Below are 23,885 nucleotides of genomic sequence, written 5' to 3' on the forward strand. Positions count from 1 at the left end.
ACCGCGAGCGGGCGGGGGCTTTCGAGGCGTTCGTCGCTACGAGTTCCCCGGTGTCCCGATTCCGCCGCGGACAGGGGACTCCCGAAACGGGACTCGCCCACGAGACCGAGAGCGCAGCGAAACCATCGACGTACCCCGCGAACGACGGCGAGACCGGAGTCCGGACCAAACTTGTTAAGTCTCCCAACTCCCGACAGTGTACCAATGATAGCCGTACCGACGACCGACCACGGGAGGTCGAGATGACCGTCAACGACCGGGTCTCGACCGACACCCAACTCGCCCGCCTGCTCCAAATCGGCATCGTGCTGGAGGAGGTCGTCGAGGTCCGCGCGGCGCGTCACTACGAGACGCTCTCGCCGGAAGAGCGCGACGACGACATCGAGGCGTTGCTCGAAGACGCCCGCGAGGAGTCGGCGGACCACCGTCGGCGACTGGAGTCGCTCATCGACCAGTTGGACGCCGATGCGGTCCCCCTCGAAGAAGTCGAGTCGATGGTCGAAGCCACCTACGCCCAGACCGGTCCGGAGGACTTCGACGGCATCCTCTACGACCAACTCCACGGCGAGGAGACCGCCTACAAGTTCTACGACGACCTCATCGGGGCCGTCGAAGCCAGCGAGACGACGTTCGCGCTCGACCGGGAGGAGTTGCTCGCCACGCTGAAGGCGATTCGGGAGGAAGAAGCCGAGGGCGTCGAGGAAGTCACCGAGGTCATGGAGGCCCGAGAATGAACACCGCAGACCAGTACCTGAAAGCGATTTACCTCGTCCAGCGGATGGAAAACGGTCCCGCTTCGACCGGCGCGCTGGCCGACCGACTCGACGTGAGTCCCGCCAGCGTCAACGAGATGATTGGGAAGCTACAGGACCGGGGTCTCGCCGACCACGAGAAGTACAAGGGCGTCTCGCTGACCGACGAGGGAATCGAGCAGGCCCGCGACGCCCTCCAGACCTACTGCATCATCGAGCGGTTCCTCCACAACGTCCTCGAAGTCGAGGAGTTCCCGAGCGAGGCGAAGGCCCTCGAAAGCGTCATCGACGAGACCGTCGCCGAGCGACTCGACACCATCATCGACCGGGAACCCCAGTGCCCGGACTGCTTCGACGCCGAGGCCGACATGTGCGCCGAGTTAGTGGGTTCGGAAGGCGAAGCGGACTGAGTTTGCGGGTCGTTCTCGGGGGCTTTCGATTGCGATACGTTCAAGTGGTTCATCGCGTTAGAGATAGGTGAAGTCCCGTGGTGGTGAGAGAATCCGGAGGATTCTCGATGCTCACGGGACAAACGAGCGAAGCGAGTGCAGTCCCGTGGTGTAGTGGCCAATCATATGGGCCTTTGGACGTAGCGGGTTACGAGTCGTTACGGAAGCAAGCCCATGACGGCGGTTCGAATCCGCCCGGGACTATATTTTCAAAAAACTAAATTTAGAACAGTTCTATCTAACAACCCTATTTTGCGTGAATAACGGTCTTGAATTCTCCACAGGTGACATTTAGGTGAGAGGTAGTCCCAAGAAGCTCCCATGTGTAGTCACGGCGTATGGTGAGTGCAGGAGAGAATTCATCATCTCCCACGAGTGTTACGTTCGGGTGATTTTCTGGGGATTTGACTACGATACGAACGTATTTATCAGCACGTTCGCGCACAACCCCACAAATCTGAGTTGGGGTTTTGTCGTTGGTGATAGCGAACTCAACTTCGTCACCTGCTTCAAGACGGTCAATCATGTGTAGTTATTCACTTTGTTATTGGGATTTTCGAGTTCCTTAAGCTTCTTTTCACCGTAATCACTGATTTCGTATTTGTAGTATGGATTCGCAACATCCTCAACACGCTCTCGCTCCGCGAGTTTGCGTTCCCATAACTGAGTAAGTGCAGGGTAAATCGATGACTCAGAAATATCCTTAATACGCTTTTTTACTTCTTTTGCCGAAACTGGATCGTCCTTTGTTATATCACGTAACACCTCTAATACTCGATGATGGCTAGTATTTGCGCGGATGTCTCCCTTCTTCCGCTCCTTTTGTGTGGTGTTTGTCTTCTTTTCTTCTTCCTTATCTTCGGCATTATGTGGGGTATTGTCTCTGGTTGTGTCACGAGTGTCTCCTTTTATCGGCTCACTTCCGGAATCGTCAACCTCTTTCATAACTGAGATACTGATTGTCTCTACCTCTGAATCACCCGCATACTTATCCAAAATGCGACGAGCATGTGTTGCTGGGTCACTTCCTGAAATTTTAAGTTCGATTTCTTCCTTCATATCCACCACATGGAGATAAAGGCATTTAAATCTTGGCACGTGCCGGGCTTATGCAGGATGTATGCAGGAGATATGTGATATGGAATGCTAGATACGAACTCACTACACACTCAAGTTCAAGAAATCGGTTGATATGCTCTAATACGCGGATTATGATTCTAGCTCAATTCCCCACAGTAACCTATTTCTTGTCCCACGTTGACTAGTAGCATCCTATGGCCCTCCCGGTCAAACTCGGTCTCGGCGTCGTCTTGCTCGCGTGGGGGTTCGCCGACTACCTGTTTCCACAGACCGTCCTCCGCGCGCAGTCGAACCTGCTGAACGTCCCGCCCGAACCCGAGGCCGGTCTCGCCCGGCACAAGCGCCGGGTCGGACTCGTCTGCATCCTCGCGGGGGTCGTCGCCGTCGTCGCGGCGTTCGGTTGAGGGTGCCTAACCCGATTCAGACACTGTTTACTCCCTATATAATTTTTCCATTACATAAATGAAAGAATTATAAAACCTTATCAGGCAACACATAACAAAGCAACTACGCACCGTCGGTACGCTCGTATGGTCCCCACTCGTCCGTCTCGAATCGACCGCCGCCCCCGACCCCGAGAGCGATGGAACTGACGTGGCTGGTCCCCGCTTCGATACTCCTCGTCGGCGTCGGGTACGCCTGCTTCCGGTTGGCACAGCGAACGCTCGCCGTCGGGTGGACGCTCCTCGGCGCGTCGTTGTTCGCGCTCGCCACCCGCGACCTGTTCCGGTCGCGCGAACAGGGTCGGCCAGCGGCGTCTCCGGTCGGCGACTCTCCGACCCGGCGCTCCGACCGAACCCGCGACGACGACCGGCGGCGGGGGTCGCTGTTCGTCCGACTCCGCAGGCGGGTCGCCGGATGGCTCAACTGACCCGGTGACGCCGTTCGCTCCGGGTCGTCTTCGGCGTTCGTGTGGTCTCGGCGTCGTCTTTCCGTGGTCCATCTTGCCGAGCGCGTCCCGGTTTCCGCCAGCGCACCGATTAAGCCTCTCGGTCGCTTCTCCCCGAGTGTGACCGAGCAACGCTACCTTCCCGACGAGGACGACGTGACCGAGTTCGAAGCGACCGTCACCGAGGTCGGAGACGACTTCCTCGTACTCGACGGCACCTACTTCTACCCCGAAGGCGGCGGCCAACCCGCCGACCGCGGCGAACTCTCGTGGGGCGGCGGGCGCGCCGCGGTGACGAAAGTGCGCAAGAACCACGGCGACGTTCGTCACTACGTCGAGGACGTGGACGGCGACTTGCCGGACCCCGGCGACGGCGTGCGCGGCGACATCGACGCCGACCGGCGCGAGGCCCACCGACGGATGCACACCGCCCAACACGTCGTCTCGCGCGTGGTGCTGGACGAGTACGGCGCTGAGACCGCGGGCAACCAGATTCACGCCGACCGGTCGCGAATCGACTTCGAACCCGCCGACTTCTCGGAGGACGATGTGGACCGAATCGAGCGCCTGTCGAACGAAGCCATCGAGCGCGACTTCGAGGTCACCAAGGCCGAACGCCCGCGTGAGCAAGCCGAAGAGCGCACCGAGGAGGGCCGCGCCCTCCTCGACCTCATCCCCGACCACGTGGACCCGCTCCGGGTGGTCGAAATCGAGTCGTTCGACTACTGTCCCTGCGGCGGCACCCACGTCGATAGCCTCGGCGAGGTCGGCCGCGTCGAAATCACGAATCGGAAGTCGAAGGGCGAGGCGACCGAGCGAATCGAGTTCGTCCTCGGCGAGGCGTAGAACCGAGTCAGTCCGTCGAGTTCTCGCTGGTCGCGGTCCGTCCCCGAAATTACCCGCCAACTGTCGCTGGAAAAACACGACGTGGCGAGGGGAACGCCGGTCGAAGAGTCCAGAGTGGTTTCGAACGTACGCGGCGAAACCGCCGAACTGTCGGGGGTCCCTTCGTCGTAAGTCTAAAGAGTCAATCATTCGTTTATACGAGTAAGAATGAGTACGGACATCTGCGAATCGAGGTGGTTCTGTGGGAGTCGAAATTAAGGAGTCACCGGTCTCCGACACCGAGTTCGAGGAGATGAAGGACTTCGTGTACGAGTACCTCGCCGCCAGCGTCGAGAACGAGGACGGCGGCGGGCGGATGCGGTGGTACCCGTGGCACTCCGCGGAGTACCGATTCAACCACATCCTCAACGTGGTGGACCTCGCGGGCACCATCGCCGAGAAGGAGGGTGCGAACGAGGACGTGGCGCGCGTGGCCGCTCTGTTCCACGACATCGCCAAACTCGACGCCGACCAAGAGGTCCACGCCGAGGAGGGCGCGCGCATCGCCCGGAAGTACCTCGAAACCCACGGAGACTTCCCCGAGTCGTTCATCGAGGAGGTCTGCAAGGCCGTCGAGAACCACTCCTATCAGGGCGATTTGACCGACCTGCCCAAGGAGACCCAGTGTCTCATCGAGGCCGACCTGCTGGACAAGGTGGGCGCGAACGGCACCGCCCTGATGTTGCTACGGATGGGTTACGAGGCCCGCACCCACATGGACGCCGCCGAGATGGTCGATAGGGTGATGGAACGGGGTAAGGACGCCGCCAAGCGCGTCCAGAGCGAGACCGCGGAGGGAATCGCCCACAAGCGACTCAAGCGCGTCAAGTGGTTCCGGGAGTGGTTGGAGGGCGAGGTCCCCGAGATGGACCGCGAGGAGTCGCCGGACCGCCGAACTCAGCGACGGCCGTAACGTCGCTTCGACTTCGAAGTCGGAGTTTTTCGCGGGGGAAGTAGCGTCGGCGTCGTCGCGGGCGCAACCTGCGACCCGTGGAAATCGCTACGCCACGAGTCCGGTCGCCTTCGAGAGGAACGAGAGTCCGGCCAACACCAACACGAGGGCGCTGAGGTACGCGACGGCGGGCGCGAAGGTGTCCACGCGCCGCCCGACGGTCGTCAGCGCGGCCGGGAAGCCGGTAATCCAGAGCGCGATGCCGCCGAAGAACCCGACCACGATGACCGGATTCCCCGTCGAGACGGCGAGACCGCCGAGCGCATCGATGGCGAAGGTGCCGGGGTCTAGCAGGCCGACGCCCGCCGTCAGCCACCAGAGAATCTGGTAGGGATTGGTCAGCGCCAGCACGAACGCCTTCCGGAAGCCCTTGCTCTTCTCGCCGCCGACTTCGGAACCGGTCCCGTCCGCGGCGTCACCGCCGAATGCGGCGCTGGCGTCGGTGGCCGCTCCGTAGGCGAAGTACAGCATCAGCAGGCCGCCGAACCCGAACAGCACTTGCTGGACGACCGGCACGTCGCGGACGACGGCGACGACGCCGAGAAGCGCGAGGACGAAGAAGCAGGCGTCGGCCGTCATCGCGCCGAGACCCGCCCGAAAGCCCGAACCCCACCCGCGGAGGACGCTCTCCTCGGCGATGATGGCGTTCATCGGACCCGGCGGGGCCGCCAGCGAGAGACCGAGCGCGACCCCCGCGAGCGCAGACGCGACTGCGTGAAGCATCGGTCGAAGGTAGGGAGCGCGGCCGAGAAAAAGCTGTCTGTCCGACAAGAGCGGCCGGGGAGTGGGTCGCTCAGGGTTTGGCGCCCTGTGCGCTTCCGCCGAGACCGTTCTCGGCGTCGTCCTCTCGCTCCGGATTGTCGTCGTCCGCGGGTCGAACGCGGATGGAGCGAGCGACGTTCTCGGGGAGGCTTTGCTCGCCGTCGTCGGCGAGTCGCACCGTCACCATCCCGAACGGGGCCACGTCCACGACTTCGAGTTCCGTCTCGGGCGCGATGCCCGCGTCCGCGAGGTAGCGCAGTTCTTCCTCGTCGCGGTCGCTGACCCGCGCGACCACGAGTCGGTCGCCGGGACCGAACTCCGAGAGCGGCGCGGTGTCGTCCTCCTCGGGGGGCGTGAGGTCGGCGCTCGGGATTGGGTCGCCGTGGGGGTCCACCTCGGGGTCGCCGAGTGCGTCGGCAACGCGCTGTTCGAACTCCTCGCTGATGTGGTGTTCGAGGGTGTCGGCCTCCTCGTGGACCTCGCTCCACGAGTAATCGAGGTGTTCGGTCAAGTACGACTCCAGCAGGCGGTGGTGGCGAAGCACTTCGAGCGCGACGGTTTCGCCCTCCGCGGTGAGTTCGACCCCCTTGTACTTCTCGCGTTCGACCAACCCTCGGTCTTCGAGTTTCTCGACCATGCTCGTCACCGTCGGCGGCGTCACGTCGAGGTAGTCGGCGATGGCCGAGGTCGAGACCGGCCCACCGTCCTCCTTCTGTAGGGCGTATATCGACTTCAGGTAGTCCTCCATCACGTCGCTCAACATTTCCTACTCCGAATTAGGCACGTCTAAAACTTATATTTGTCCCGGTCCACGTCGGCCGTTCGACTCCGGTCCCGCCGAGACGCGGGTCGATTATCCCGTAGCTACGTCGTCATTACATGGTGACTACGCCGCGCCAGTGCCGGAAAATGCCGGGGCTACGTCCCGACTAGACGGTTTATAACTAACAGTCGCGTCGCCGTAGCACGGGTCATGCCGAACTCAGAGATGAGTATCGGGTGTCCGAACTGCGACGGTCGGGTCGTGGAAGTCGCCACCGACGGCGGCGACCCCGACGCGACGTTCAGGGGGACCGACCGACTCACGGGAACCACGGTAGACTGTAGCAACTGCGGCGACGAGTTCGAAGTGTACTATTACTGACGCCCGGCCGTCCGTTCTCCCGCCCGGTCTTCCCGGCAATTCCGGCTTACGTCCGAGTAGACCGGGCGTATCGCCGGGAAGACTGTCTGTACTCCCGGCGTAGACGGCGTATAGTAATGGACGGGTCTCGCGTAGCGACCAACAGGATGTCAGAGACCGAGACGAGCGAACGAATCACCGCTCACTTCCACGACGGGAGTCTCGAACTCCGGTCGAAGGAATCGCCCGACGCGTGGATTATCGCCGAAGACCCCGTGAGCGTCGAACAGTAATCAGATTCCCTTGCTCATCAGGTGACTGCGGAGTACGTCGTCGTCCTTGTTGCCAGCGCCGGTGTTGAGCAGGACGACGGTATCGTCCTCGTCGAACTCGCCGCGTCGGGCGAGTTCCCACGCGCCGCTTGCGGCCGCGGCGCAGGTCGCGCCCATCTCCAAGCCCTCGTGCTGAGCGACCGTAATCGCGCTGTCGAGGATGTCCTCGTCGCTGGTGGCGACCGCGCCGCCGTCGCTCTCTTCGAGGGCGTCGAGAATCATGGGACTCGCGCCGGGGTCGGGAATCTCGATGCCGCCACAGATGGTGTCGGGCGTCTCCCACACCTCGTGGACTTCCGCGTCGTTCTCCCACGCCTCCACGACGGGCGCGCACCCCGACGACTGGGCCGCGTACATCGACGGAATCTCGTCGGTCAGGCCCAACTCGCGCAGTTCCTCTGCGGCCTTGTGCATCCCGACGAGTCCGACGCCCCCGCCGGTCGGGTAGACCACCGCGTCGGGGACCTCCCAGTCGTTCTGCTCGACCACTTCGTAGAGCATCGTCTTCTTGCCCTCGTGGCGGTAGGGCGTCACGAACGTCTTGACCGAGTACCAGTCGTCGTGGTCGTCCATCGCGTCGGCGTAGGCCTCGCCCGCGTCGCCGATGCGACCCTCGACGACCGTCAGGTCGCCGCCGTGGACGTTGACCATCGCCTTGTTGGTGAACCCGGCCCGCGAGGGCAGGAAGACGTGGGAGTCGAGTCCGGCGCGCGCGGCGTAGGCCGACGCCGCCTGTCCCGCGTTGCCCGCGGAGTTCAGCGCCACGTCGGTCGCGCCGTGTTGGACCGCCGCCGTAATCGCGGCGGTCTGGCCGCGGTCCTTGAACGTCCCGGTCGGGTTGCGCCCCTCGTCCTTGAAGAGGACGCGCCCGACGCCCAACTCGTCGGCGAGAGTCGGGCACTCCACGAGTTGGGTCGCGCCCTCGTCCATCGACACCGCCGCCGACTGGGGGAACGGCAGGAGTTCCTCGTAGCGCCACATCGACTCGAACGGTCGGGATTCGAGTTCCTCCCGCGAGAGGTCGATGGCGTCGTAGTCGTAGTCGGGGTCCAAAATTCCGCCGCAGTCGGGACAGCGGTGGGTCGTCTCGGCGGCGTCGAACGTCTCGCCGCAATCGACACACGTCAGGCCGACGAACGCGTCGGTGGTTTCCATGTCCGGGGGTTCGGAGTCGAGCGACAAATCCCTACTCCTTCGGCCGCGGGCGTCGGGTCGGTTCTGACTCGCGGTGGTGCGTCGCGTGGTCGGGTGGTCGTCGGCGACGGAGCGAAGGACGAGAGACTCCGGAAATAATTGTATACCAACGTCTAAGATAGAGAAAGATTTTTCTAAGCATCATTTTTGTTGCTCGAACGCGGACCAGTAGCGCTCGGCGAACCGAACCACTGGACCGTGAGCGCCCGACCACCCACCGGCGAACGCTCGACCCGACCAACCGCCGGGACGCGCCCGGCCGACCAGACCACGAGTTTGGGTGGATGAAAGGGGCCGCCCGCTGGCGGGCCGCAGGCCCGTGGTCGTCTGACCGACCCCTATCCGGAGTGAGCGAAGCGAACGGAGGATATGTCGGTCAGCGACCGCCAGCGGGCGGGGGCTTGAAGCCGTCGTCTCTCCGACTCCGACGAGGACAGAGACGACAGCGACAGAGACGACAGGGACAGAGACGACTCCGACGACAGAGACAGCAACGACAGAGACGACTCCGACGACAGAGACGACAGGGACAGAGACGACTCCGACGACAGAGACAGCAACGACAGAGACGACTCCGACGACAGAGACAGCAACGACAGAGACGACTCCGACGACAGAGACAGCAACGACAGAGACGACAACGACAGCGACGACAACGACAGCGACGACAGCGACCACGACCACCTACCACCCGACTACTTGTGACCCGGCGTGCAACGTCCCGCATGGAACCGACCCACGTCCTCGTCCCGCTGGACGGGTCGCCGCTCGCGGACGACGCGCTGGCGTTCGCGCTCGACACCTTCGACTGCCGCGTCACGGTGCTGAACGTCGTCACCCCCCTCGACGCGCCGATGAGCGAGGGCGGCGTCCTCGACGCCGACGAGGACCGTCGCGAGGGAGCGCGCGAACGCACCACTGCCGTCATCGACCGCGCGAAGCGCCGCGCCGCGGGCGCCGACCGGAGCGTCGAGACGGCCGTCGAGACCGGCGACCCCGCCGAGACCATCCTCGACTTCGCGGACGCCAACGACGTTGACCACGTGGTGATGGGCGGCCACGGCGGTGAGCGCGGCGAAATCGCGCGTCGGCTTCTCGGGACGGTTGCGACGAAGGTGGTCGGCGAGGCTCCGGTGTCGGTGACGGTGGTCCGGTAGGGGGTCCCGGCTTTTCGCTCGGGTGGGAGAGGACGGAATTGCGGTGTCGTCTCGGAAGTCTCCGTCTACTCGGTCTACACCCTGTCTACTCGCTCCGCAACTGCAGGCACCGCCGAGAAGAAGGTCTCGAAAGCCCCCGCCCGCTGACGGTCGCTCTGCGGGATATTCTCGCTCGCTTCGCTCGCTCGAATAGTGCCCGCAGAGACGACCACGGGCCTGCGGCCCGCCAGCGAGCGGCCCCTTTCATCCACCCAAACTCGGGGTCTGGTCGGCCGGGCACGTCCCGGCGGTTCGGCCACCGGCGACGAGTCGTTTCGGTCGTCGCCGGTCCTAAATTGCCGCCCCGCCCAACACCTGCGCGAACGCCCAGTAGACGCCGTATCCCACCGCGACCGACGAGACCAGCGTGACGACCCAGAACGCGAGCGTCACCCCGATTTTCCGTCGGGAGACGCCCGCCGACCCTCCGGCGAGACCCCCGCCGATGACGCCCGAGATGATGATGTTGTTGAACGAGATGGGGATGCCGAGCGCGATGGCCGCCTGCGCGATGACGAACCCCGGCACCAGCGCGGCGATGGACCGCCGAATCCCGAGTTGGGCGTACTCCCGAGAGGTCGCCTGCAACAGTCGCGGCGCGCCCATCCACGCTCCGGCGAGAATTCCGGTCGCGCCGATTGCGAGCAGGACGATTCCCGGCAGGCCGAGTTCCGCCCGGTAGAGGTTCTCCAGCGGTCCGGTCGCCAGTCCGACCTGACTCCCGCCGCTGGAGAACGCCACCACGCTCCCGAGACCCACCAGAAACGTCTTGACGCCCTTCTCGACCGAGACCTGCGTCCGCCGCCGGACGAACCCGAAACTCGCCGCGGCCACGACCAGCGTCACGACGCCCGCCGCGAGTTCCACGCCCGCGACTGCCGGGGTGTCCGCGAGACCCGCGAGGAACCCCGCAATCGAACCCTGCTCCTCGCCGGGCGGTGCGGGAATGATGCTCAACTCGACGTTCGCCACGATGGCGCCGACCAACCCGGCCAACAGCGGAACGCTCGTCGTCTCGGGGATGTCGTCGCGCCGCAGGACCGTCGCGGTGAGGTAGGCCAGTCCGCCCGAGACCGGCGGGACGAGCGCCCAGAACGTGGCGATTCGTCGGTAAGTGTCGAACGCGGGCGTGCCGCCCAGCGACAGGCCGACGCCTATCATCGCTCCGGTGGTCGCGAACGCCGCCGGAACCGGATAGCCGGTGTAGACGCCGAACGCCATGAACGCCGTGGCGGTCAGCAGGCCCGCCGTCGCCGCCAGCGAGGTGATGGCCACGCCGTCGATGAGACCCGCGCCCACGGTGTCCGAGATGCTCCCGCCCTGCGTGAGCGCACCCAGCGCGGCCAAAATCCCGATGAGGAACGCCGCCCGCATCGTGGAGATGGCGTTCGCGCCGATGGCCGGAGCGAACGGCGGCGAGTTGCTGTTCGCGCCGAGCGCCCACGCGGTGAACAGTCCCGTCACCGTCGCTAGCACGACCAGCGCCCAGAACAGGAGTCCCGTCACTGTCGCTCCGGTCCTCCGGACCGTGCGTCCGCGACGGGACCGGTCGTCGCGCTCACGGCCGTTCGAACGCGCTCGGGGCGCGGGAGGGGCGGGGGACTCACGTCACCACTCTTCGGGCGGCGGAAGTTCTTCGCCACAGCGCCGACAGTAGCGCATCGGTGCGCTCGACGCTCGCTCGTCGCTGTCCACCGTGGCCTTCCGCCCGCAGTTCTCGCATTCTATTTTCGTCATCGTTCCTCCGTGGTCGTCGGCGCTCCGCCGACAGTCGAGGTGTAGAATACCCCACGGTACGACCCCGAATATGATAAACTTACCCACGGCTACTGCCACAACCGTCTTGGCCGCACGCGCCTTCGTCTCTACGAATGGGACTGTTCGGCACGGACCGGCGAGTGTTGACCCTCGCGTTCGCCCGGATGATAGACGCGGTGGGCAACTCGTTTCTCATCGTGGTCCTGCCGCAGTTTCTCGACGAGGTGATTCTCGACGCGCCGGGCGGCGGCGGGGAGATTCTCGGTGTCGCCGTCGCCCAGTCGGTCCTCATCGGGGTCGCGCTCTCGCTGTTCGGCTTCCTCAACAGCTTCGGCCAGCCGTTCACCGGGCGACTCTCCGACCGGACCGGCAAGCGCAAGGCGTTCATCCTCGTCGGTCTCGCCCTGCTCGGGGTCGCCAGCGGAGCCTACGTCTTCGCCGACAGCTACGTCGAAATCCTCGTCCTCCGGATGTTGCAGGGCGTCGGCGCGGCGCTGGCGATTCCCGCGACCGTGGCGCTGGTGAACGAACTGGCGACGGACGCGACCCGCGGGGGCAACTTCGGCGTGTTCAACACCTTCCGGCTAATCGGGTTCGGGTTCGGACCGCTCGTGGCGGGGTTCATCCTCGAATTCGGGCCGTACCCGACCCCGGTCGGCACCGTCTCGGGGTTCGTGGCCGCGTTCGGGGTCGCCCTGCTCGGCGCGGCGACGAGTTTCGCGCTGGTGGCCACCTTCGTCTCGGACCCCGAGCGCGCGGCCGCGAGCGCGGGCGACGAACTCGCCGTCTCCGTGACCGACCCCGAGGATTCGGGGCTGGACCCGGTGTTCACCCTCGGCGTGGCGACCCTGTTCATGGCAATCGGCATCGGTCTCTTCGCGACCTTGGAGCCGCAACTTTCGGACCGACTCTCGCAGGGGTCGGTGCTGTTCAGCCTCGAATTCGCCGCGGTGGTCATCGCCAACGTCGTGTTTCAGGTGCCGGTCGGCCGGGCCAGCGACACCTACGGACGGCGGCCCTTCCTCGTCGCCGGGTTCGCGTTGCTGGTGCCCGCCCTGTTCGCGCAGGGGTTCGTGACGACGCCCGCGGGGATGGTCGCGGCCCGGTTCGTGCAGGGAATCGCGGTGGCGATGGTGTTCGCGCCGTCGCTCGCGCTGGCGGGCGACTTGGCGAAGGAGGGCGAGTCGGGAACGAAGCTCTCGATTCTCACGATGGCGTTCGGTCTCGGGACCGCCGTCGGCCCGCTGGCGTCGGGATTCCTCGTGACGTTCGGGTTCGTCTGGCCGTTCGCGTTCGGCGGGGTGCTGGCGGCGGTGGGGTTGGTGCTGGTGTACACGCAGGTCGAGGAAACGGTGTCGGAGGCCGAGAAAATCGCGTCGGTGAGTCCGCAGGATTAGCTACTCGAACTCCGGTTCGCGGTCTTCGAGGAACGCCTCCATCCCCTCGCGCTGGTCGTGGGTCCCGAACAGGCCGCTCCAGAGGCGGCGCTCGTAGCGCAGGCCCGCTTCTTGGCTGGTCTCGTGGGCCTGATTCAGGGCCTCCTTCGCGGCGGCGAGCGCGTAGGTCGGCTTGGCGGCGAGGTCCGCGGCGAGTTCGGCCACGTGGTCGTCGAGTTGGTCGCCCGCGACGATTTCGCCGACGAGTCCGTGTTCGTTGGCGTCTTGGGCGTCGATGCGCTCGCCGAAGAAGATGAGACGACGGGCCATCTCGTCGCCGACGAGTCGGGGGAGACGCTGGCTCCCGCCCCATCCGGGGATGATGCCGAGGTCGATTTCGGTCTGGCCGATAATCGCGCTCTCGGCGGCGACCCGGAGGTCACAGGCCAGCGCGAGTTCACAGCCACCGCCGAAGGCGTAGCCGTTGATGGCCGCGATGACCGGCGCGGGGAACTGCTCGATTGCGTCGGCCACGCGGTGGCCCAACTCGGCGTAGGCCTGCGCTTCGGGCGTCGAGAGGTCTTGCATGTAGCTGATGTCCGCGCCAGCGACGAAGGCGTCGTCGCCCGCGCCCGTGAGGACCAGCGCGCCGACGCCCTCGTCTTGGGCCTCCGCGAGGGCCTCCTCTATGGCTTCGAGGGTATCGACGTTGAGCGCGTTGAGACGGTCGGGTCGGTCCACGGTCAGGGTCGCTACGTCTCCGTCGTAGTCGAGTCGGATGGTCTCCCAGTCGGACATATCGGCACCGACGACGCCGCGCGGAATAATCCTTGCGAGACTCGGGCACGTCGCTGGGCTTCCGGTTCGAGGTGTGTCGGTCTCGGCTTTCCGGTCCAGTGCGTCCCGTCTTCGTGCGCGTCCCGTCTTCGCTTCGCTTTTGGGTCCGGCGCGTGCGGGCGCGGCGCGCGAGCGCCGCTCCCATCCGCGCGAGGGAGGCGTGAGCGACCGCAGGGAGCGAACGACGAGGCTGGGGAGGTGTGAGGCCCGCGCTCGGCCGGACGGTCCACGAGGAACCGGCCGACCGAACGAGTCACTGGTCCCAGCGGTCGCCCGCTCGCGGCCCGTCGTCGGTTGTGGGTCTGTCGTGGCGGTGCTGTGCATTTGCGTGCGGTCGGCGGTACTGTGCAGGACAGTCAGCGGTGCGGAACGGTCACAGACGCGGAGCGGTCGGCCAAACAGTCGTCTGCTCCCGGAAACAAAAACAATGCCTTGAGCATTATATATCTATATTTGAGGAATATACAATCGTCTCAAACGTCGAGGAAGACGCTCAACTGGTCGTTTTCTCCTTCCGGAAAGCCGAAATATCACCCCGCCGTAGCGCCGACCGATGACTCTCTCGGAGGAAGCCCGCGAGCGACTCGCCGACCTCGTGGAGCTACAGCCCACCAAAAACGCGGAACTGCAGGAGCGTTGGGGTCTCGAAAGCGGGAGCGAGGTCCACCAGTACCTCGAAAACGAACTCAAGGACTACTACTACCGGGACGACAACAGCCTCATCCGCGCGACTTCCGAAGCCGCCGAGATGGTGGACGTGGAACCCGGCGTGGTGGACGGCGAGGGCGTCCCCGAAGCCATCCGGGTGCCGCGACTCCAGCAACAGGTGTTCGCGGTCGTCGCCGGACCGGACGAGGAATCCGAGAGCGTGGTGTCGGTCCTCCAGAAGTTGCGCGCGGAGTTCGACGTGGACCCCGCCGCCGAGGACGTTCGGAGCGCGCTACAGGCGCTCAAGCGCAAGGGCGTCGTGGAGGTCGTCTACCGGACCGTGCCGACGTTCAAGTTGGCCGTCGAGCGCGACGAGGTGGACGTGTCGGTGTCGGAGTAGTTGAAATATTTAAATATTTATATGGTTCGTACCCGATAGTAACTCGATGGCAGAGTCGAGTATTCTGAGCGAGAGCGAACGAGCGGAGGTTCGAAAGTTGATTCGGCGACTCCGCCCCGGCGACGAAATATCGTACCGGACCTCTCAACGAGATGGACCGATAGAAGCGACCGTCACGGCGGTTACCACGACGGACGGATATTACGAGGTTATCATCGAGGGGACACGAGGCGGAACGTACTCACTCGTTCCCGACACCCCAGCGGGGATGGGCGACCACCCGAATCCCGAGAACTTTCACGTGTCGCCGAACCCCGACGACGTGAAAAACGCCAAGAAAACGCGGGGGACCGTTCTCGAACTCTCGATAACTGCGGGACGAGGGCAGTAGTCGTTACGAATCGGAACTGGGCCGCTCTCGCTCCCGCCGCTCTTCCAACAACTTCCGTATCCCCTTCCCCGGCCCGCCCGCTATCGGCCAGCCCTTCGTCCGCCACTGGGGAGGCTCCGGCGAGAATGCCGGGCACGACCCCGAACACTCCGAACTCGTCTGGTGGCACTCCTTCGACGCACACCACGGCAGGAGCGTCCGGCCCTCGCGTCGAAGCTGAAACTCCCGACAGTCCGGGCGCATCGTCTCGGCGAACGACCGCCACCCCTTCTCGTAGGCGCGCTCGGCGATTTCGAGGCGTTTGGCCCGCTTCCACTCGGGGTCGGCGTACTCGAAGCGCGCCGCCGACTGGTCGTACTCGCCGCCGTCGCCTGCACGCTCCAAAATCCGGGTACCGGGCGCGTCGGCGTCGAGGCTCCGGGGGAACCACTCCACCGTCGCTCGCGGGTCGTCCCTCCGCGCTCGCGTTGCCGAGGCGCTCCGCGCCTCGCCGTCCAGCGTCAGGATTCCGGCCTCGACGGGGACGCTCTCCAACAGGGCGGGTTCGACGCGCTCGCCGGTCGCGCGCGTGGCGACCCACACCTCGTCGGCCAGCGAGAGCGCAACGTCGTACTCCAGTTGTTCGGCGAGGTTGCGGGCGGCGCTGGCGTCCAAGTCGGGCTTGTTCTCCACCGCGACGACGCGGCGCACCCAGTCGGGGTACGCCCACTTCCGGCGGATTTCGATGCGGTTGCTCCGCTTTCGCACATCTAGAATCCCGCGGTCGTCGGCGCGGTGGATGGTCTCGCGGACGTAGCGCCACGGATAGCCGGGGTCGGGGAGCGCCTCGCGGTAGAACTCCCAGTCGCGCGGCGCGTGGGGAACCACGTCCAGCAGGTCCGAGTCGAGTCGCCGCCGACCGAAGTTCGCCCGCCGACGGAAGGCGTCGGGATTCACCTCCACGACGATGGTGTCCCACCGTCTGCGTTCGGTGCCGAGTTGCCGGGCGACGATGGCGGGTCGGGGGTCGGTGTCACCCTCGTCCGCACCGGGCGGCCACTCGCGTTCGGCCCACCGGCAGGTCCGCAACTCGAAGACGAACTCGGGGTCGGTCTCGGCGTCCGCGTTGGTCACGCCCGGTGGTGGGTCCGCGGTCGGCCTAAGTGGTTCGGAAGCGAACGGTGACGCCGTAGAGCAGTCGCTCGCCGGTCGAAAAAAGAAAACCGTCGTCACGGCGCGTGACTACACGTCGCCGTTTTCTTCCTTTTCGTTCAGGAACTCGTGGGCGTCTTCGAGGATTTCGCGCGGACCGTCCTGCGTGATGGTGTTGATGGCCTGTTCGTAGTCGCGCCACTGGTGGTCGCGGTGTTCGTGGGAGAGTTCCGCACTCGCCTCGTAGGACTTGGCCACGAACAGGTGGACCGTCTTGTGGATGGTGTTGCCGTTGGCCTCAAAGACGTAATCGTAGTCGTCGCGGAAGCCGTCCAAGAGGCGGAAGTCCTTGATGCCCGCCTCTTCTTTCACTTCCCGTATGGCCGTTTGCTGTAGCTCTTCGTCCCCCTCCACGCCGCCTTTGGGGAACTCCCAGTCGCCCGGACGGGACTTGAGGAGGAGGTATTCCCGGCGACCGCGGGTATCCCGGTAGAGGATAGCACCCGCGCTCGTAGCTTCAACCGTCATTTACTGGAGTGTATACGGCGGTGCGTTAAGAGAATGTCGGAGGATAGATTTCCGGAAACGGCTCAAAACACGTTAGAAATTTTGAAGACGCATGCTGGCACTTGTCACGCTCGCCGTCGGTTGACGAGGACGCGTAAGCAAAAGTGTCGTGTAAAATATATAAATGCGGCGTTTCCCGGCACGTCGTCCGCGCGAAGAACAGACGTTTTACGTACCTCGATACTGAACACGTTCGACACCGAACACCCCAGCCATGACCTTCGTAACCAAAATCCGACTTCAGAGCGGGAACCGACCCGCGCTGGAGAACGTCGTAGACGAGATTCGCTCGACGGCAGAACGAAAGGGCGCGGAACTCCGCGGGCCGCACTCGGCACCGCCGGAGCGACTCAGCGTCCCGCAGTACAAATCGACGGCGGGCGACGAGACCCGGCAGTTCCGGTCGTGGGACTACACGGTGTACACCCGCCAGATGGAAATCGTCGGCCACAACGAGTTGGCCCGGCGAGTCGCCCAGTTCGACTTCCCCGACGGCGTCCACGTCGAAGTCGAGTTGGAGCAAATCGAGCAGATGGCCTGATTCTGCGGACGCACGCTCTGCGCGGCGCTCGTGCTATTCCATCTCGAACTCCGAGACGAGACACCGAGTAGCGACGGTGAGACGGCCGAGAGAGTCTGGAGACGATTACGGACGGCGGAGGAGTCTGGAGAGACAACTACGGGACGGCGGAGAGAAACTGAAGAGGGTAGCTACAGGTTCGGACCGCAACCGCACCCAACGACCACGCCCTCCCCAACCGACTCGCTCGCTCCCTGCGGTCGCTCACTCACCCTTGCGCGGATGGGCGCGGCGCGAACGCGCCGCGCCCGAACGCGCCGACGAGAATGTTACATATCGCTCAAACACTTCTCTATATTTCTAAAAGAACGAAAAATATTGCTCCAGACCCGAGCGACCGACGCCCCGGTCAGAACGCCGACCCGCCGACCGTCTCCAGATACGTCGCGGTCCCGTGGTGGTCGTTGCCGTCGAACTCCTCGACGCGGAGTTTGACGCGGGTGTCGAGGGCGTCGTCCGGTGCGTCTTCGACTCGGAGAATCGTGTCGCCGATGCGCGCGACCGGCGTGTCGCCGTCGTAGCCCGTCACGAACGCCGAAATCTCCTCGCCCGGTTCGAACTCGGGCTTGTTCGTCCGGAAGGTCAGGCCAGCGAGGTACTTCTCGCGGAGGCTCATACGCGAGCCACCTCCTCGGACTCGCGGTCGGTGGTGTACTCCAGTCCGAACCCGGTAAGCGCCGAGATGATGAACACGCCGAACAGGAACCACCCGTGGAAGACGAACGGCCAGACTTCCGCGGGGTTGACCAACAGCGACCGAGTGAACCAGTCGAAGCCTTCCGCGCCGACGAGTCCCTGCATCTCGGTGTAGCCCACGAGGACGCCGCCCGCCCACGGGAAGATGTAGCCGAGCGCCGAGGTGTTGGCGTCGAGAATGTTGGCGCGCCGGTAGCCGTTGATGTTGAACCGCTCGCCGATGCGCGCGACGTAGGGCGCGATGGCGATTTCGGCGGCGGTGTTGATAGTAATCATCGCGTTGACCGACGCCGTACCGAGAACCATCGTGGTCTCGGCCCGCCGGACGTTGGTGGCGACCGTTTCGAGCAACCAGTTCTGGATGGCCTCGAATCCGCCGCCCTGAATCATGATTCGCGCCCCCGCCACGATGAGCAGGGTCAGGACGATGAGCGGGAAGAACCCGACAGCGCCCGAGTAGATGGTGCCCGAGACGCCGATTTGCTCCGAGGCGGCCGGTGCCGTCGTCACGAACGGAAGCGCGTCGAGCGTCCGGGCGAACGCGACGTTCTCGGGTGCCGTGAACAGGAGCATCTCCGAGACCGACGCCAGACCGAACGCGACGTTCGAGACGGCGGCGACGATGAGGCCCCACGAAATCGCTTCCACGATGTGCCGCCCGCTGACGGCCGTGACGATGACGACGCCGATGGACGCGAGGTGGACGAGTCCGAGCGCTTCGGACTGTCCGGCCAGCACGTTCGCGCTTCCCGCAACGTCGGCGTTGGGCATGACCGACCCCGCGACGAGATAGCTGACGAACGCCAACACCGCCGCGACGATGGCGTACTTGAACCGCGAGGCGACCACGCCGCCGATGTCGGCGTCCTGCGTGACCGCGCTCACGATGGTCGTGTCCGAGACCGGCGCGAGGTTGTCCCCGAAGACCGCTCCGGAGAGAATCGCCCCGAACAGCAGGGTCGGGTTCGCGCCGACGAGGACGCCCGCCGGGAAGAACAGTCCGGTGAACGCGATTGTGGTGCCGTACCCCGTGCCGATACCGGTGGCGAGCAGGGCCGCGAGGATGAACGTGATTGCCGGGAACAGCGACGCGCCGACCGAGAGCGCGTCTGCCGCCCAGACGAGACCGCCGACGAACCCGCCGACCTGTATCGTGTCGGCGAACATGCCCGCCCAGAGCCACGCGACGATGGCAGTCGCGGCCACGCGCTGGGTCATCCCCTCAAAGATGGTGTTGGCGTAGGTCTTCCAGTCTCCCTTGGCGAAGAACATCCCGACGATGAGCGACACCAGCATCCCGGCGACCAGTCCGGTCGTGTCGCCGATTCGCAGGACGCCGCTCTGGAAGATTGCCCATCCGATGAACAGCGCGATGGGGATGGCGCTGGCCGCTGGCCCGCCGTAGAACTCGATTCGCGGCCCGCTTCGAGCCTGTCTAGCGTCGGCCAGTTCCTCTGCAACTGACTCTTCGGCTGATTCTTCGTCTCCCGTGTCTACCATACTCTCGGTAAGTCCTACCGAACGTGGGTATAAGAACCCATTTGATGACGCAACCAACAGCTTTCCGTCAGGACAGGAATCCGAGTCGGCGACTCTCAAGCACTTAAGGTCTCGGCGTTCCTCCGAAGCCACATGAGCAAACAGGCAGAACGCGACCGACTCGTGGACCTGCGGCGCGAACTCCACCGCCACCCCGAACCGGCGTGGCGGGAGTTCTACACGACCGCCCGAATCGTCGAGGAACTCGAACGAATCGGCGTGGACGACCTCTACGTCGGTCCCGACGCAATCGCCGAGGACGAGCGCATGGCGGTCCCCGACGACGACGAACTCGAAGCGTGGTACGAACAGGCCCGCGAGGAGGGTGCCGACGAGGAAATCCTCCAGCAATTAGCGGGCGGGTACACCGGCGCGGTCGCAGTCGTAGAACAGGGCGAGAACCCCGAAGACGGCCCGACGGTCGGTCTCCGGGTGGACATCGACGGACTGCTCCGCGAGGAATCAACCGACGACGACCACGAACCCGTCGCGGAGGGCTTCCGGTCCGAACACGAGGGAGCGATGCACGCCTGCGGCCACGACGCCCACGCGACCATCGGTCTCGGGGTCATCGAAGCGGTCAAGAACAGCGACTTCGAGGGCACCCTGAAGGTCTTCTTCCAACCCGGCGAGGAGATGATAGCTGGCGGCAAGTCGATGGCCGAGAGCGACCACCTCGCCGACGTGGACTACCTGTTGGCGGCCCACGTCGGTCTCGACCACCCGACCGGCGAAGTCGTCGCGGGGATGGACGGTTTCCTCGCGGTGAGCCACTTCCGCGCCGAGTTCGAAGGCGTTCCGGCCCACGCGGGCGGGCGACCCAACGAGGGCGAGAACGCGGTGCAGGCGATGGCGACTGCGGTCCAGAACCTCTACGCCATCGCGCGCCACGAGGACGGCGCGACCAGAGTCAACGCGGGCAAGGTCGGCGGCGGCACCGCGACCAACATCGTTCCCGAAGAAGCCTTCGTAGAGGGCGAGGTCCGCGGCGAGACGACCGAACTCAAAGACTACATGAAAGAGCGCGCCGAGCGCGTCCTCGAATCCGCCGCCGAGATGCACGGGTGCGAAGTCGAGATAACTACCAACGGCGAGGCCCCGAGCGCAGAGAGCGACGACGCACTCGTCGCTATCGTCGGCGACGTGGCCGACGAGAGCGAGGGCGTCGAGGAGGTAATCGAACGCGGCGAACTCGGCGGGAGCGAGGACGCGACCTACCTGATGCGGGCGGTCCAGCGCAACGGCGGCAAGGCCGCCTACGTCGGCGTCGGCACCGACCACCCCGGCGGCCACCACACCGCGACGTTCGACGTGGACGAGGAGACGCTTCCAATCGGCATCGACGTACTCGCCGGAGCGATAGCGGAAATCGCGGCGGAGCGACCCTGAGCAGAGCGACCCGCGACCGGAGTAACTGCTTTGGGGATTGGGACCGATTCGAAACGCTATGGGGGGAGAGAGTTCGACCGCGGTGTCCCGACGGGGGTTCCTCGGCGCGACTGCTGGCACCGTCGCGTCGTCCTACGCCGCGGGCAAAGCCGAGGCGCGAGCGCAGGGCAACCAGCGAACGATAGACATGACCGACGGACTCGTCTTCGACCCGGAGGAGACGACTGTCGCGCCCGGAACCACCGTCGTCTGGGAGAACGTCGGGAGCGTCGGTCACTCTGTGACCGCCTACGAGGACGAGATTCCGGACGAGGCCCAGTACTTCGCCTCTGGCGGGTTCGACAGCGAAGAGGCCGCACGGAGCGCCTATCCGGACGGCGACATCGCTGGCGGCGAGACCTACCAGCACACGCTCGAGGTAGAGGGAACCTACGGTTACTTTTGCATCCCACACGAGACGGCCGGGATGGTCGCGGAACTCACCGTCTCCGCGGACGCAGGTGGCGGCGACGGTGACGGCGGGGCCGTACCGGACATCCCCGAGAGCGCGCGAGTCGTCGGTATCGTCACGATGGCCGCGATGGTTTCGGTCGTCCTCTTGGCGTACTTCTTCCTGAAGTACGGCGGAGACTACGGACTAGAGTAGGCCGAGACGAATTATAGACAAAATAACCGCTTCAATTTGATGCGGTGAGTTTTTATAGATTGCTACGGCAACGTAGAGTATCGCCGTCCGAATGGAGGCACATGACAAATGAGCGAAAACGTCACCGAGAACCTGAACGAGACCAACGGTATCACCGAGAGTGCGACGTACGACCGGGACGAGCCACTCAGCACCGCAGTTATCGACGCAGTTGCTGACGCCGCGGACCTCGACCCCGCCGAAATCGGAACGCCACTCTACGACCAAATCGACCCCGACGCCCTCGACAACCTCTTCAGCGACAAGCACAACGGGATGCCTCGCGGGAGCGGGCACGTCGTATTCCATCTTCTCGACTACGAAGTTACCGTCTACAGCGACGGCTACGTCGTCGTCCGCGAGTAAGTGACGCCGCGACGACTCGCCGCGCCAGCGCGCGCGAACGGCCCGTTCCGAAAGCTCTAATCCCGAGGGATTCGAATCGCGGCGTATGGCTGACGACAACGAGGAAGAAGCAGAGCCTGCCGTCGAACTCGGCGAGGGCGAACCCGTCGAGGGCGCGCCGCTGGTGCGCGTGGCCTCGCGGCTTCACTGGCCGATACAGAAGAGCGAGATTCTCCGGAAAGAGGACGCGACTGTCCGGACTCCCGACGGGCCGCGCGAACTGGCCGACCTGCTGGAGCAGGTGGACGAGACCTACTTCCAGAGCCGTCAAGAGTTCCTCGAACTGGTCCGAGACGTGATTGGTCCCGGAGCGGTTCCGACGGCCGACGAGTAGCGTGTCGGTCGCTCGGTCGGTCCGCCGGGGGTTCGCCCGGTTGAGTTGGGTCCAGCGCGCGCTCCTCGCCGGAGCAGTCCTGACCGGCGTCTGGATGGCGTGGGACGTGCGCGGACTGAACGAGCGACTACTCCGAGATACTGTCGTCTACGTTCTCGCACCGCTCGCGCTCGGCGTCCGGCACGGGCGGCACCTCGGCTACAGGGTGGACCGAACCGCGATTCGCAACACCGTCTTGCTCTCGCTGTTCGTCCTGCCGTTCTACGTCGTGGGGTCGTCGCTCCCGACGATTCGGGCCTACTACCCGATGTGGGAGACGAGTCCCGCGCTCGGACAGTTTCTGCCCCACGCCGTCATGCAGTTTCTCGTCGCGCTGGCGGCCGAGACGTACTACCGGGGCCTGCTCTGCGTCGGCGTGCGCGAAATCGGGTTCAAGAGCGTGTTCATCAGTCCGGTCGTCTACGTCTTCCACCACATGTACAAGCCGCCAATCGAACTCGCTCTGTCGGGACCGACCGACGTGCTGTTCGGCGCGGTAGACTACAAGAGCAACTCGATTCTCCCCTCGGTCGTCGCCCACGGCATCGGACTCGGCCTGTTGGACTGGTTGGTGCTTCACCCGCCGGTGTTGCCGCCCGAGCAGGTGGTCCGGTGGCTGTCGTGGCTTCCGATTCCGGTGTGAACCCCTCTCAGAGACGGCCGGAGGGCGCGGACTTTTTACCCTCGAACGCGAAGGTAGTCTTGTATGAGTCTTCCAATAGACCCCACTGCGCTCGAAAGTGACGACATCGGCGAGAAGCGCGCGACCCTCGAAATGGACCACGAGCAAGCGGTCGAACACGTCCGCGAGGCGTTCACCGACGCCGGATTCGGTGTCGCCACCGAGTTCTCGGCTTCCGACATGCTCGCGGAGAAAATCGGCGCGGACCGCGACCCCTACTACGTGTTGGGCGCGTGCAATCCCAACATGGCGAACCGAGCGCTCGATGCGAGCGACAACCGAATCGGCGCGCTGTTCCCGTGTAACGTGGTCGTCTGGCAGGAAGAACCCGGCCGACAGACCGTCTACCACGTCAGCATCATGAAGGTCGCGCGACTCGCGGGAATGGCCCCCGACGACGACGAGTGGGAGCAAATCGTCGAGGACACCGGCGAGTTCGTAGACGAGGCGTGGGCGAACCTCGATACCGCGTAACTACTCCTCGCTGTCCGACCCCTCGACTTCCTCGCGGAGGCGTTCTACTTCCCGCCGGAGCGCTTCGATTTCCTCGCTGGCGGGTCGGTCGGACTTCGACTGCCGGTAGAAGTAGAGTCCGCCAGCGACGAGTGCTATCGGGACGCCGAACAGCAAGATGGCGATGAGGAGGATGATGAGCAACTCCGGGCCGCCGGGGACGCCGACTTGCAGGGGAACCATGTGTCAGAATGGGTCGAGAAGCGGAATAAATCTTCTCCGCGAACGACGGGCGTCGTTCGGTGTGGTTGGCGCAGGCCGACCAACCGACAGGGTGCGCTCGGCGGACCAACCGGCAGGG

The 23,885-nt window shown here is 64.7% G+C and carries 33 protein-coding genes and 1 tRNA gene; 20 read left to right on the forward strand and 14 right to left on the reverse strand.

From position 1 onward, the window contains the following. Positions 1-242 precede the first annotated feature (242 nt). The 3 genes from P2T60_RS02700 to P2T60_RS02710 all read left to right on the forward strand — a co-directional run bounded on the left by P2T60_RS02700 (position 243) and on the right by P2T60_RS02710 (position 1,405). Positions 243-734: a ferritin-like domain-containing protein gene (locus P2T60_RS02700; protein ID WP_276281023.1), complete on the forward strand. Its 492-nt coding sequence runs from the start codon at positions 243-245 to the stop codon at positions 732-734. Continuing rightward, positions 731-1,162: a metal-dependent transcriptional regulator gene (locus P2T60_RS02705; protein WP_276281024.1), complete on the forward strand. Its 432-nt coding sequence runs from the start codon at positions 731-733 to the stop codon at positions 1,160-1,162. The genes P2T60_RS02700 and P2T60_RS02705 overlap by 4 nt, the downstream gene beginning before the upstream one ends. A 139-nt stretch (positions 1,163-1,301) precedes the next feature. After that, positions 1,302-1,405 (forward strand) — tRNA-Gln (locus tag P2T60_RS02710). A gap of 43 nt (positions 1,406-1,448) precedes the next feature. On the opposite strand, the gene P2T60_RS02715 is transcribed toward P2T60_RS02710, so the two are convergent. Beyond that, positions 1,449-1,727 carry a hypothetical protein gene (locus P2T60_RS02715; protein ID WP_276281025.1) on the reverse strand — a complete coding sequence of 93 codons (279 nt, stop codon included), beginning with the start codon at positions 1,725-1,727 and terminating at the stop codon, positions 1,449-1,451. After that, positions 1,724-2,260 carry a helix-turn-helix domain-containing protein gene (locus P2T60_RS02720; RefSeq protein ID WP_276281026.1) on the reverse strand — a complete coding sequence of 179 codons (537 nt, stop codon included), beginning with the start codon at positions 2,258-2,260 and terminating at the stop codon, positions 1,724-1,726. Before P2T60_RS02720 ends, P2T60_RS02715 begins: the two co-directional genes overlap by 4 nt. A gap of 215 nt (positions 2,261-2,475) precedes the next feature. On the opposite strand from P2T60_RS02720, the gene P2T60_RS02725 reads away from it, so the two are divergent. The 4 genes from P2T60_RS02725 (at position 2,476) to P2T60_RS02740 (ending at position 4,968) form a co-directional block, all read left to right on the forward strand. Continuing rightward, positions 2,476-2,685: a hypothetical protein gene (locus P2T60_RS02725; RefSeq protein ID WP_276281027.1), complete on the forward strand. Its 210-nt coding sequence runs from the start codon at positions 2,476-2,478 to the stop codon at positions 2,683-2,685. 179 nt (positions 2,686-2,864) lie between these two features. Next, entirely contained in the window at positions 2,865-3,152 is a 288-nt protein-coding gene (locus P2T60_RS02730; RefSeq protein ID WP_276281028.1) for a hypothetical protein, read from the forward strand. 138 nt (positions 3,153-3,290) lie between these two features. Continuing rightward, positions 3,291-4,016 carry an alanyl-tRNA editing protein gene (locus tag P2T60_RS02735; protein ID WP_276281029.1) on the forward strand — a complete coding sequence of 242 codons (726 nt, stop codon included), beginning with the start codon at positions 3,291-3,293 and terminating at the stop codon, positions 4,014-4,016. 241 nt (positions 4,017-4,257) lie between these two features. Continuing rightward, complete coding sequence (locus P2T60_RS02740) at positions 4,258-4,968, forward strand: HD domain-containing protein (protein ID WP_276281030.1); 711 nt, start codon at positions 4,258-4,260, stop codon at positions 4,966-4,968. Between the two features lie 87 nt (positions 4,969-5,055). Here the strand turns inward: P2T60_RS02740 and P2T60_RS02745 are convergent, their stop codons facing one another. Both P2T60_RS02745 and P2T60_RS02750 read right to left on the reverse strand, forming a co-directional pair. Further along, positions 5,056-5,730 (reverse strand): LysE family translocator, encoded by a 675-nt coding sequence (locus P2T60_RS02745; protein ID WP_276281031.1) that lies wholly within the window; start codon positions 5,728-5,730, stop codon positions 5,056-5,058. Between the two features lie 70 nt (positions 5,731-5,800). Then, a complete protein-coding gene (locus P2T60_RS02750; protein WP_276281032.1) occupies positions 5,801-6,532 on the reverse strand; it encodes a metal-dependent transcriptional regulator in 732 nt (243 codons plus the stop codon). A 210-nt stretch (positions 6,533-6,742) separates the two neighbouring features. Here P2T60_RS02750 and P2T60_RS02755 point away from each other — a divergent pair, with 210 nt between their 5' ends. Continuing rightward, positions 6,743-6,913, forward strand: a complete 171-nt coding sequence (locus P2T60_RS02755; RefSeq protein ID WP_276281033.1) for a hypothetical protein — start codon at positions 6,743-6,745, stop codon at positions 6,911-6,913. Between the two features lie 146 nt (positions 6,914-7,059). After that, the gene (locus tag P2T60_RS02760) at positions 7,060-7,185 is read left to right on the forward strand and encodes a hypothetical protein (RefSeq protein ID WP_276281034.1); all 126 of its coding nucleotides are present in this window, start codon (positions 7,060-7,062) and stop codon (positions 7,183-7,185) included. Here the strand turns inward: P2T60_RS02760 and P2T60_RS02765 are convergent, their stop codons facing one another. Further along, positions 7,186-8,379: a threonine synthase gene (locus P2T60_RS02765; protein WP_276281035.1), complete on the reverse strand. Its 1,194-nt coding sequence runs from the start codon at positions 8,377-8,379 to the stop codon at positions 7,186-7,188. It lies immediately after the preceding gene. Positions 8,380-8,559: 180 nt separating this feature from the next. After that, positions 8,560-9,096 carry a hypothetical protein gene (locus P2T60_RS02770; protein WP_276281036.1) on the reverse strand — a complete coding sequence of 179 codons (537 nt, stop codon included), beginning with the start codon at positions 9,094-9,096 and terminating at the stop codon, positions 8,560-8,562. 47 nt (positions 9,097-9,143) lie between these two features. On the opposite strand from P2T60_RS02770, the gene P2T60_RS02775 reads away from it, so the two are divergent. Next, positions 9,144-9,575, forward strand: a complete 432-nt coding sequence (locus tag P2T60_RS02775; protein ID WP_276281037.1) for a universal stress protein — start codon at positions 9,144-9,146, stop codon at positions 9,573-9,575. A 330-nt stretch (positions 9,576-9,905) separates the two neighbouring features. Here P2T60_RS02775 and P2T60_RS02780 read toward each other — a convergent pair whose 3' ends face one another. Next, the gene (locus P2T60_RS02780) at positions 9,906-11,120 is read right to left on the reverse strand and encodes an inorganic phosphate transporter (RefSeq protein ID WP_276281038.1); all 1,215 of its coding nucleotides are present in this window, start codon (positions 11,118-11,120) and stop codon (positions 9,906-9,908) included. 102 nt (positions 11,121-11,222) lie between these two features. Beyond that, a complete protein-coding gene (locus tag P2T60_RS02785; RefSeq protein WP_276281039.1) occupies positions 11,223-11,351 on the reverse strand; it encodes a hypothetical protein in 129 nt (42 codons plus the stop codon). Between the two features lie 134 nt (positions 11,352-11,485). Between P2T60_RS02785 and P2T60_RS02790 the strand changes: the two genes are divergently transcribed. Next, a complete protein-coding gene (locus P2T60_RS02790; protein ID WP_276281040.1) occupies positions 11,486-12,769 on the forward strand; it encodes an MFS transporter in 1,284 nt (427 codons plus the stop codon). On the opposite strand, the gene P2T60_RS02795 is transcribed toward P2T60_RS02790, so the two are convergent. Next, complete coding sequence (locus P2T60_RS02795; RefSeq protein WP_276281041.1) at positions 12,770-13,546, reverse strand: enoyl-CoA hydratase/isomerase family protein; 777 nt, start codon at positions 13,544-13,546, stop codon at positions 12,770-12,772. Positions 13,547-14,138: 592 nt separating this feature from the next. On the opposite strand from P2T60_RS02795, the gene P2T60_RS02800 reads away from it, so the two are divergent. Both P2T60_RS02800 and P2T60_RS02805 read left to right on the forward strand, forming a co-directional pair. Beyond that, positions 14,139-14,633 (forward strand): DUF5797 family protein, encoded by a 495-nt coding sequence (locus P2T60_RS02800; protein ID WP_276281042.1) that lies wholly within the window; start codon positions 14,139-14,141, stop codon positions 14,631-14,633. Positions 14,634-14,679: 46 nt separating this feature from the next. Continuing rightward, a complete protein-coding gene (locus P2T60_RS02805; protein WP_276281043.1) occupies positions 14,680-15,024 on the forward strand; it encodes a hypothetical protein in 345 nt (114 codons plus the stop codon). A 3-nt stretch (positions 15,025-15,027) separates the two neighbouring features. Here the strand turns inward: P2T60_RS02805 and P2T60_RS02810 are convergent, their stop codons facing one another. Both P2T60_RS02810 and P2T60_RS02815 read right to left on the reverse strand, forming a co-directional pair. Then, complete coding sequence (locus P2T60_RS02810; RefSeq protein WP_276281044.1) at positions 15,028-16,137, reverse strand: DUF5787 family protein; 1,110 nt, start codon at positions 16,135-16,137, stop codon at positions 15,028-15,030. A 108-nt stretch (positions 16,138-16,245) separates the two neighbouring features. Further along, positions 16,246-16,683 (reverse strand): bis(5'-nucleosyl)-tetraphosphatase, encoded by a 438-nt coding sequence (locus P2T60_RS02815; protein ID WP_276281045.1) that lies wholly within the window; start codon positions 16,681-16,683, stop codon positions 16,246-16,248. 253 nt (positions 16,684-16,936) lie between these two features. Here P2T60_RS02815 and P2T60_RS02820 point away from each other — a divergent pair, with 253 nt between their 5' ends. Further along, entirely contained in the window at positions 16,937-17,263 is a 327-nt protein-coding gene (locus tag P2T60_RS02820; protein ID WP_276281046.1) for an uS10/mL48 family ribosomal protein, read from the forward strand. Positions 17,264-17,651: 388 nt separating this feature from the next. On the opposite strand, the gene P2T60_RS02825 is transcribed toward P2T60_RS02820, so the two are convergent. Beyond that, complete coding sequence (locus tag P2T60_RS02825) at positions 17,652-17,918, reverse strand: DUF7513 family protein (RefSeq protein WP_276281047.1); 267 nt, start codon at positions 17,916-17,918, stop codon at positions 17,652-17,654. Beyond that, positions 17,915-19,498: a Na+/H+ antiporter NhaC family protein gene (locus tag P2T60_RS02830; RefSeq protein ID WP_276281048.1), complete on the reverse strand. Its 1,584-nt coding sequence runs from the start codon at positions 19,496-19,498 to the stop codon at positions 17,915-17,917. The genes P2T60_RS02825 and P2T60_RS02830 overlap by 4 nt, the downstream gene beginning before the upstream one ends. Positions 19,499-19,630: 132 nt before the next feature. Between P2T60_RS02830 and P2T60_RS02835 the strand changes: the two genes are divergently transcribed. The 6 genes from P2T60_RS02835 (at position 19,631) to P2T60_RS02860 (ending at position 23,545) form a co-directional block, all read left to right on the forward strand. Further along, positions 19,631-20,926: an amidohydrolase gene (locus P2T60_RS02835; RefSeq protein WP_276281049.1), complete on the forward strand. Its 1,296-nt coding sequence runs from the start codon at positions 19,631-19,633 to the stop codon at positions 20,924-20,926. 58 nt (positions 20,927-20,984) lie between these two features. Beyond that, complete coding sequence (locus P2T60_RS02840) at positions 20,985-21,572, forward strand: plastocyanin/azurin family copper-binding protein (protein WP_276281050.1); 588 nt, start codon at positions 20,985-20,987, stop codon at positions 21,570-21,572. A gap of 108 nt (positions 21,573-21,680) precedes the next feature. After that, on the forward strand, positions 21,681-21,977 hold the full coding sequence (locus tag P2T60_RS02845; RefSeq protein WP_276281051.1) for a HalOD1 output domain-containing protein: 297 nt from the start codon (positions 21,681-21,683) through the stop codon (positions 21,975-21,977). Between the two features lie 85 nt (positions 21,978-22,062). Further along, the gene (locus tag P2T60_RS02850; protein WP_276281052.1) at positions 22,063-22,350 is read left to right on the forward strand and encodes a DUF5789 family protein; all 288 of its coding nucleotides are present in this window, start codon (positions 22,063-22,065) and stop codon (positions 22,348-22,350) included. A gap of 94 nt (positions 22,351-22,444) precedes the next feature. After that, complete coding sequence (locus P2T60_RS02855; RefSeq protein WP_382210411.1) at positions 22,445-23,032, forward strand: CPBP family intramembrane glutamic endopeptidase; 588 nt, start codon at positions 22,445-22,447, stop codon at positions 23,030-23,032. 63 nt (positions 23,033-23,095) lie between these two features. Further along, complete coding sequence (locus P2T60_RS02860; protein ID WP_276281054.1) at positions 23,096-23,545, forward strand: DUF302 domain-containing protein; 450 nt, start codon at positions 23,096-23,098, stop codon at positions 23,543-23,545. Here the strand turns inward: P2T60_RS02860 and P2T60_RS02865 are convergent, their stop codons facing one another. Further along, positions 23,546-23,767 (reverse strand): hypothetical protein, encoded by a 222-nt coding sequence (locus P2T60_RS02865; RefSeq protein ID WP_276281055.1) that lies wholly within the window; start codon positions 23,765-23,767, stop codon positions 23,546-23,548. It abuts the gene before it with no gap. Positions 23,768-23,885: the final 118 nt, after the last annotated feature.

The organism is Halorussus caseinilyticus (assembly GCF_029338395.1).
Lineage (GTDB): Archaea > Halobacteriota > Halobacteria > Halobacteriales > Haladaptataceae > Halorussus > Halorussus caseinilyticus.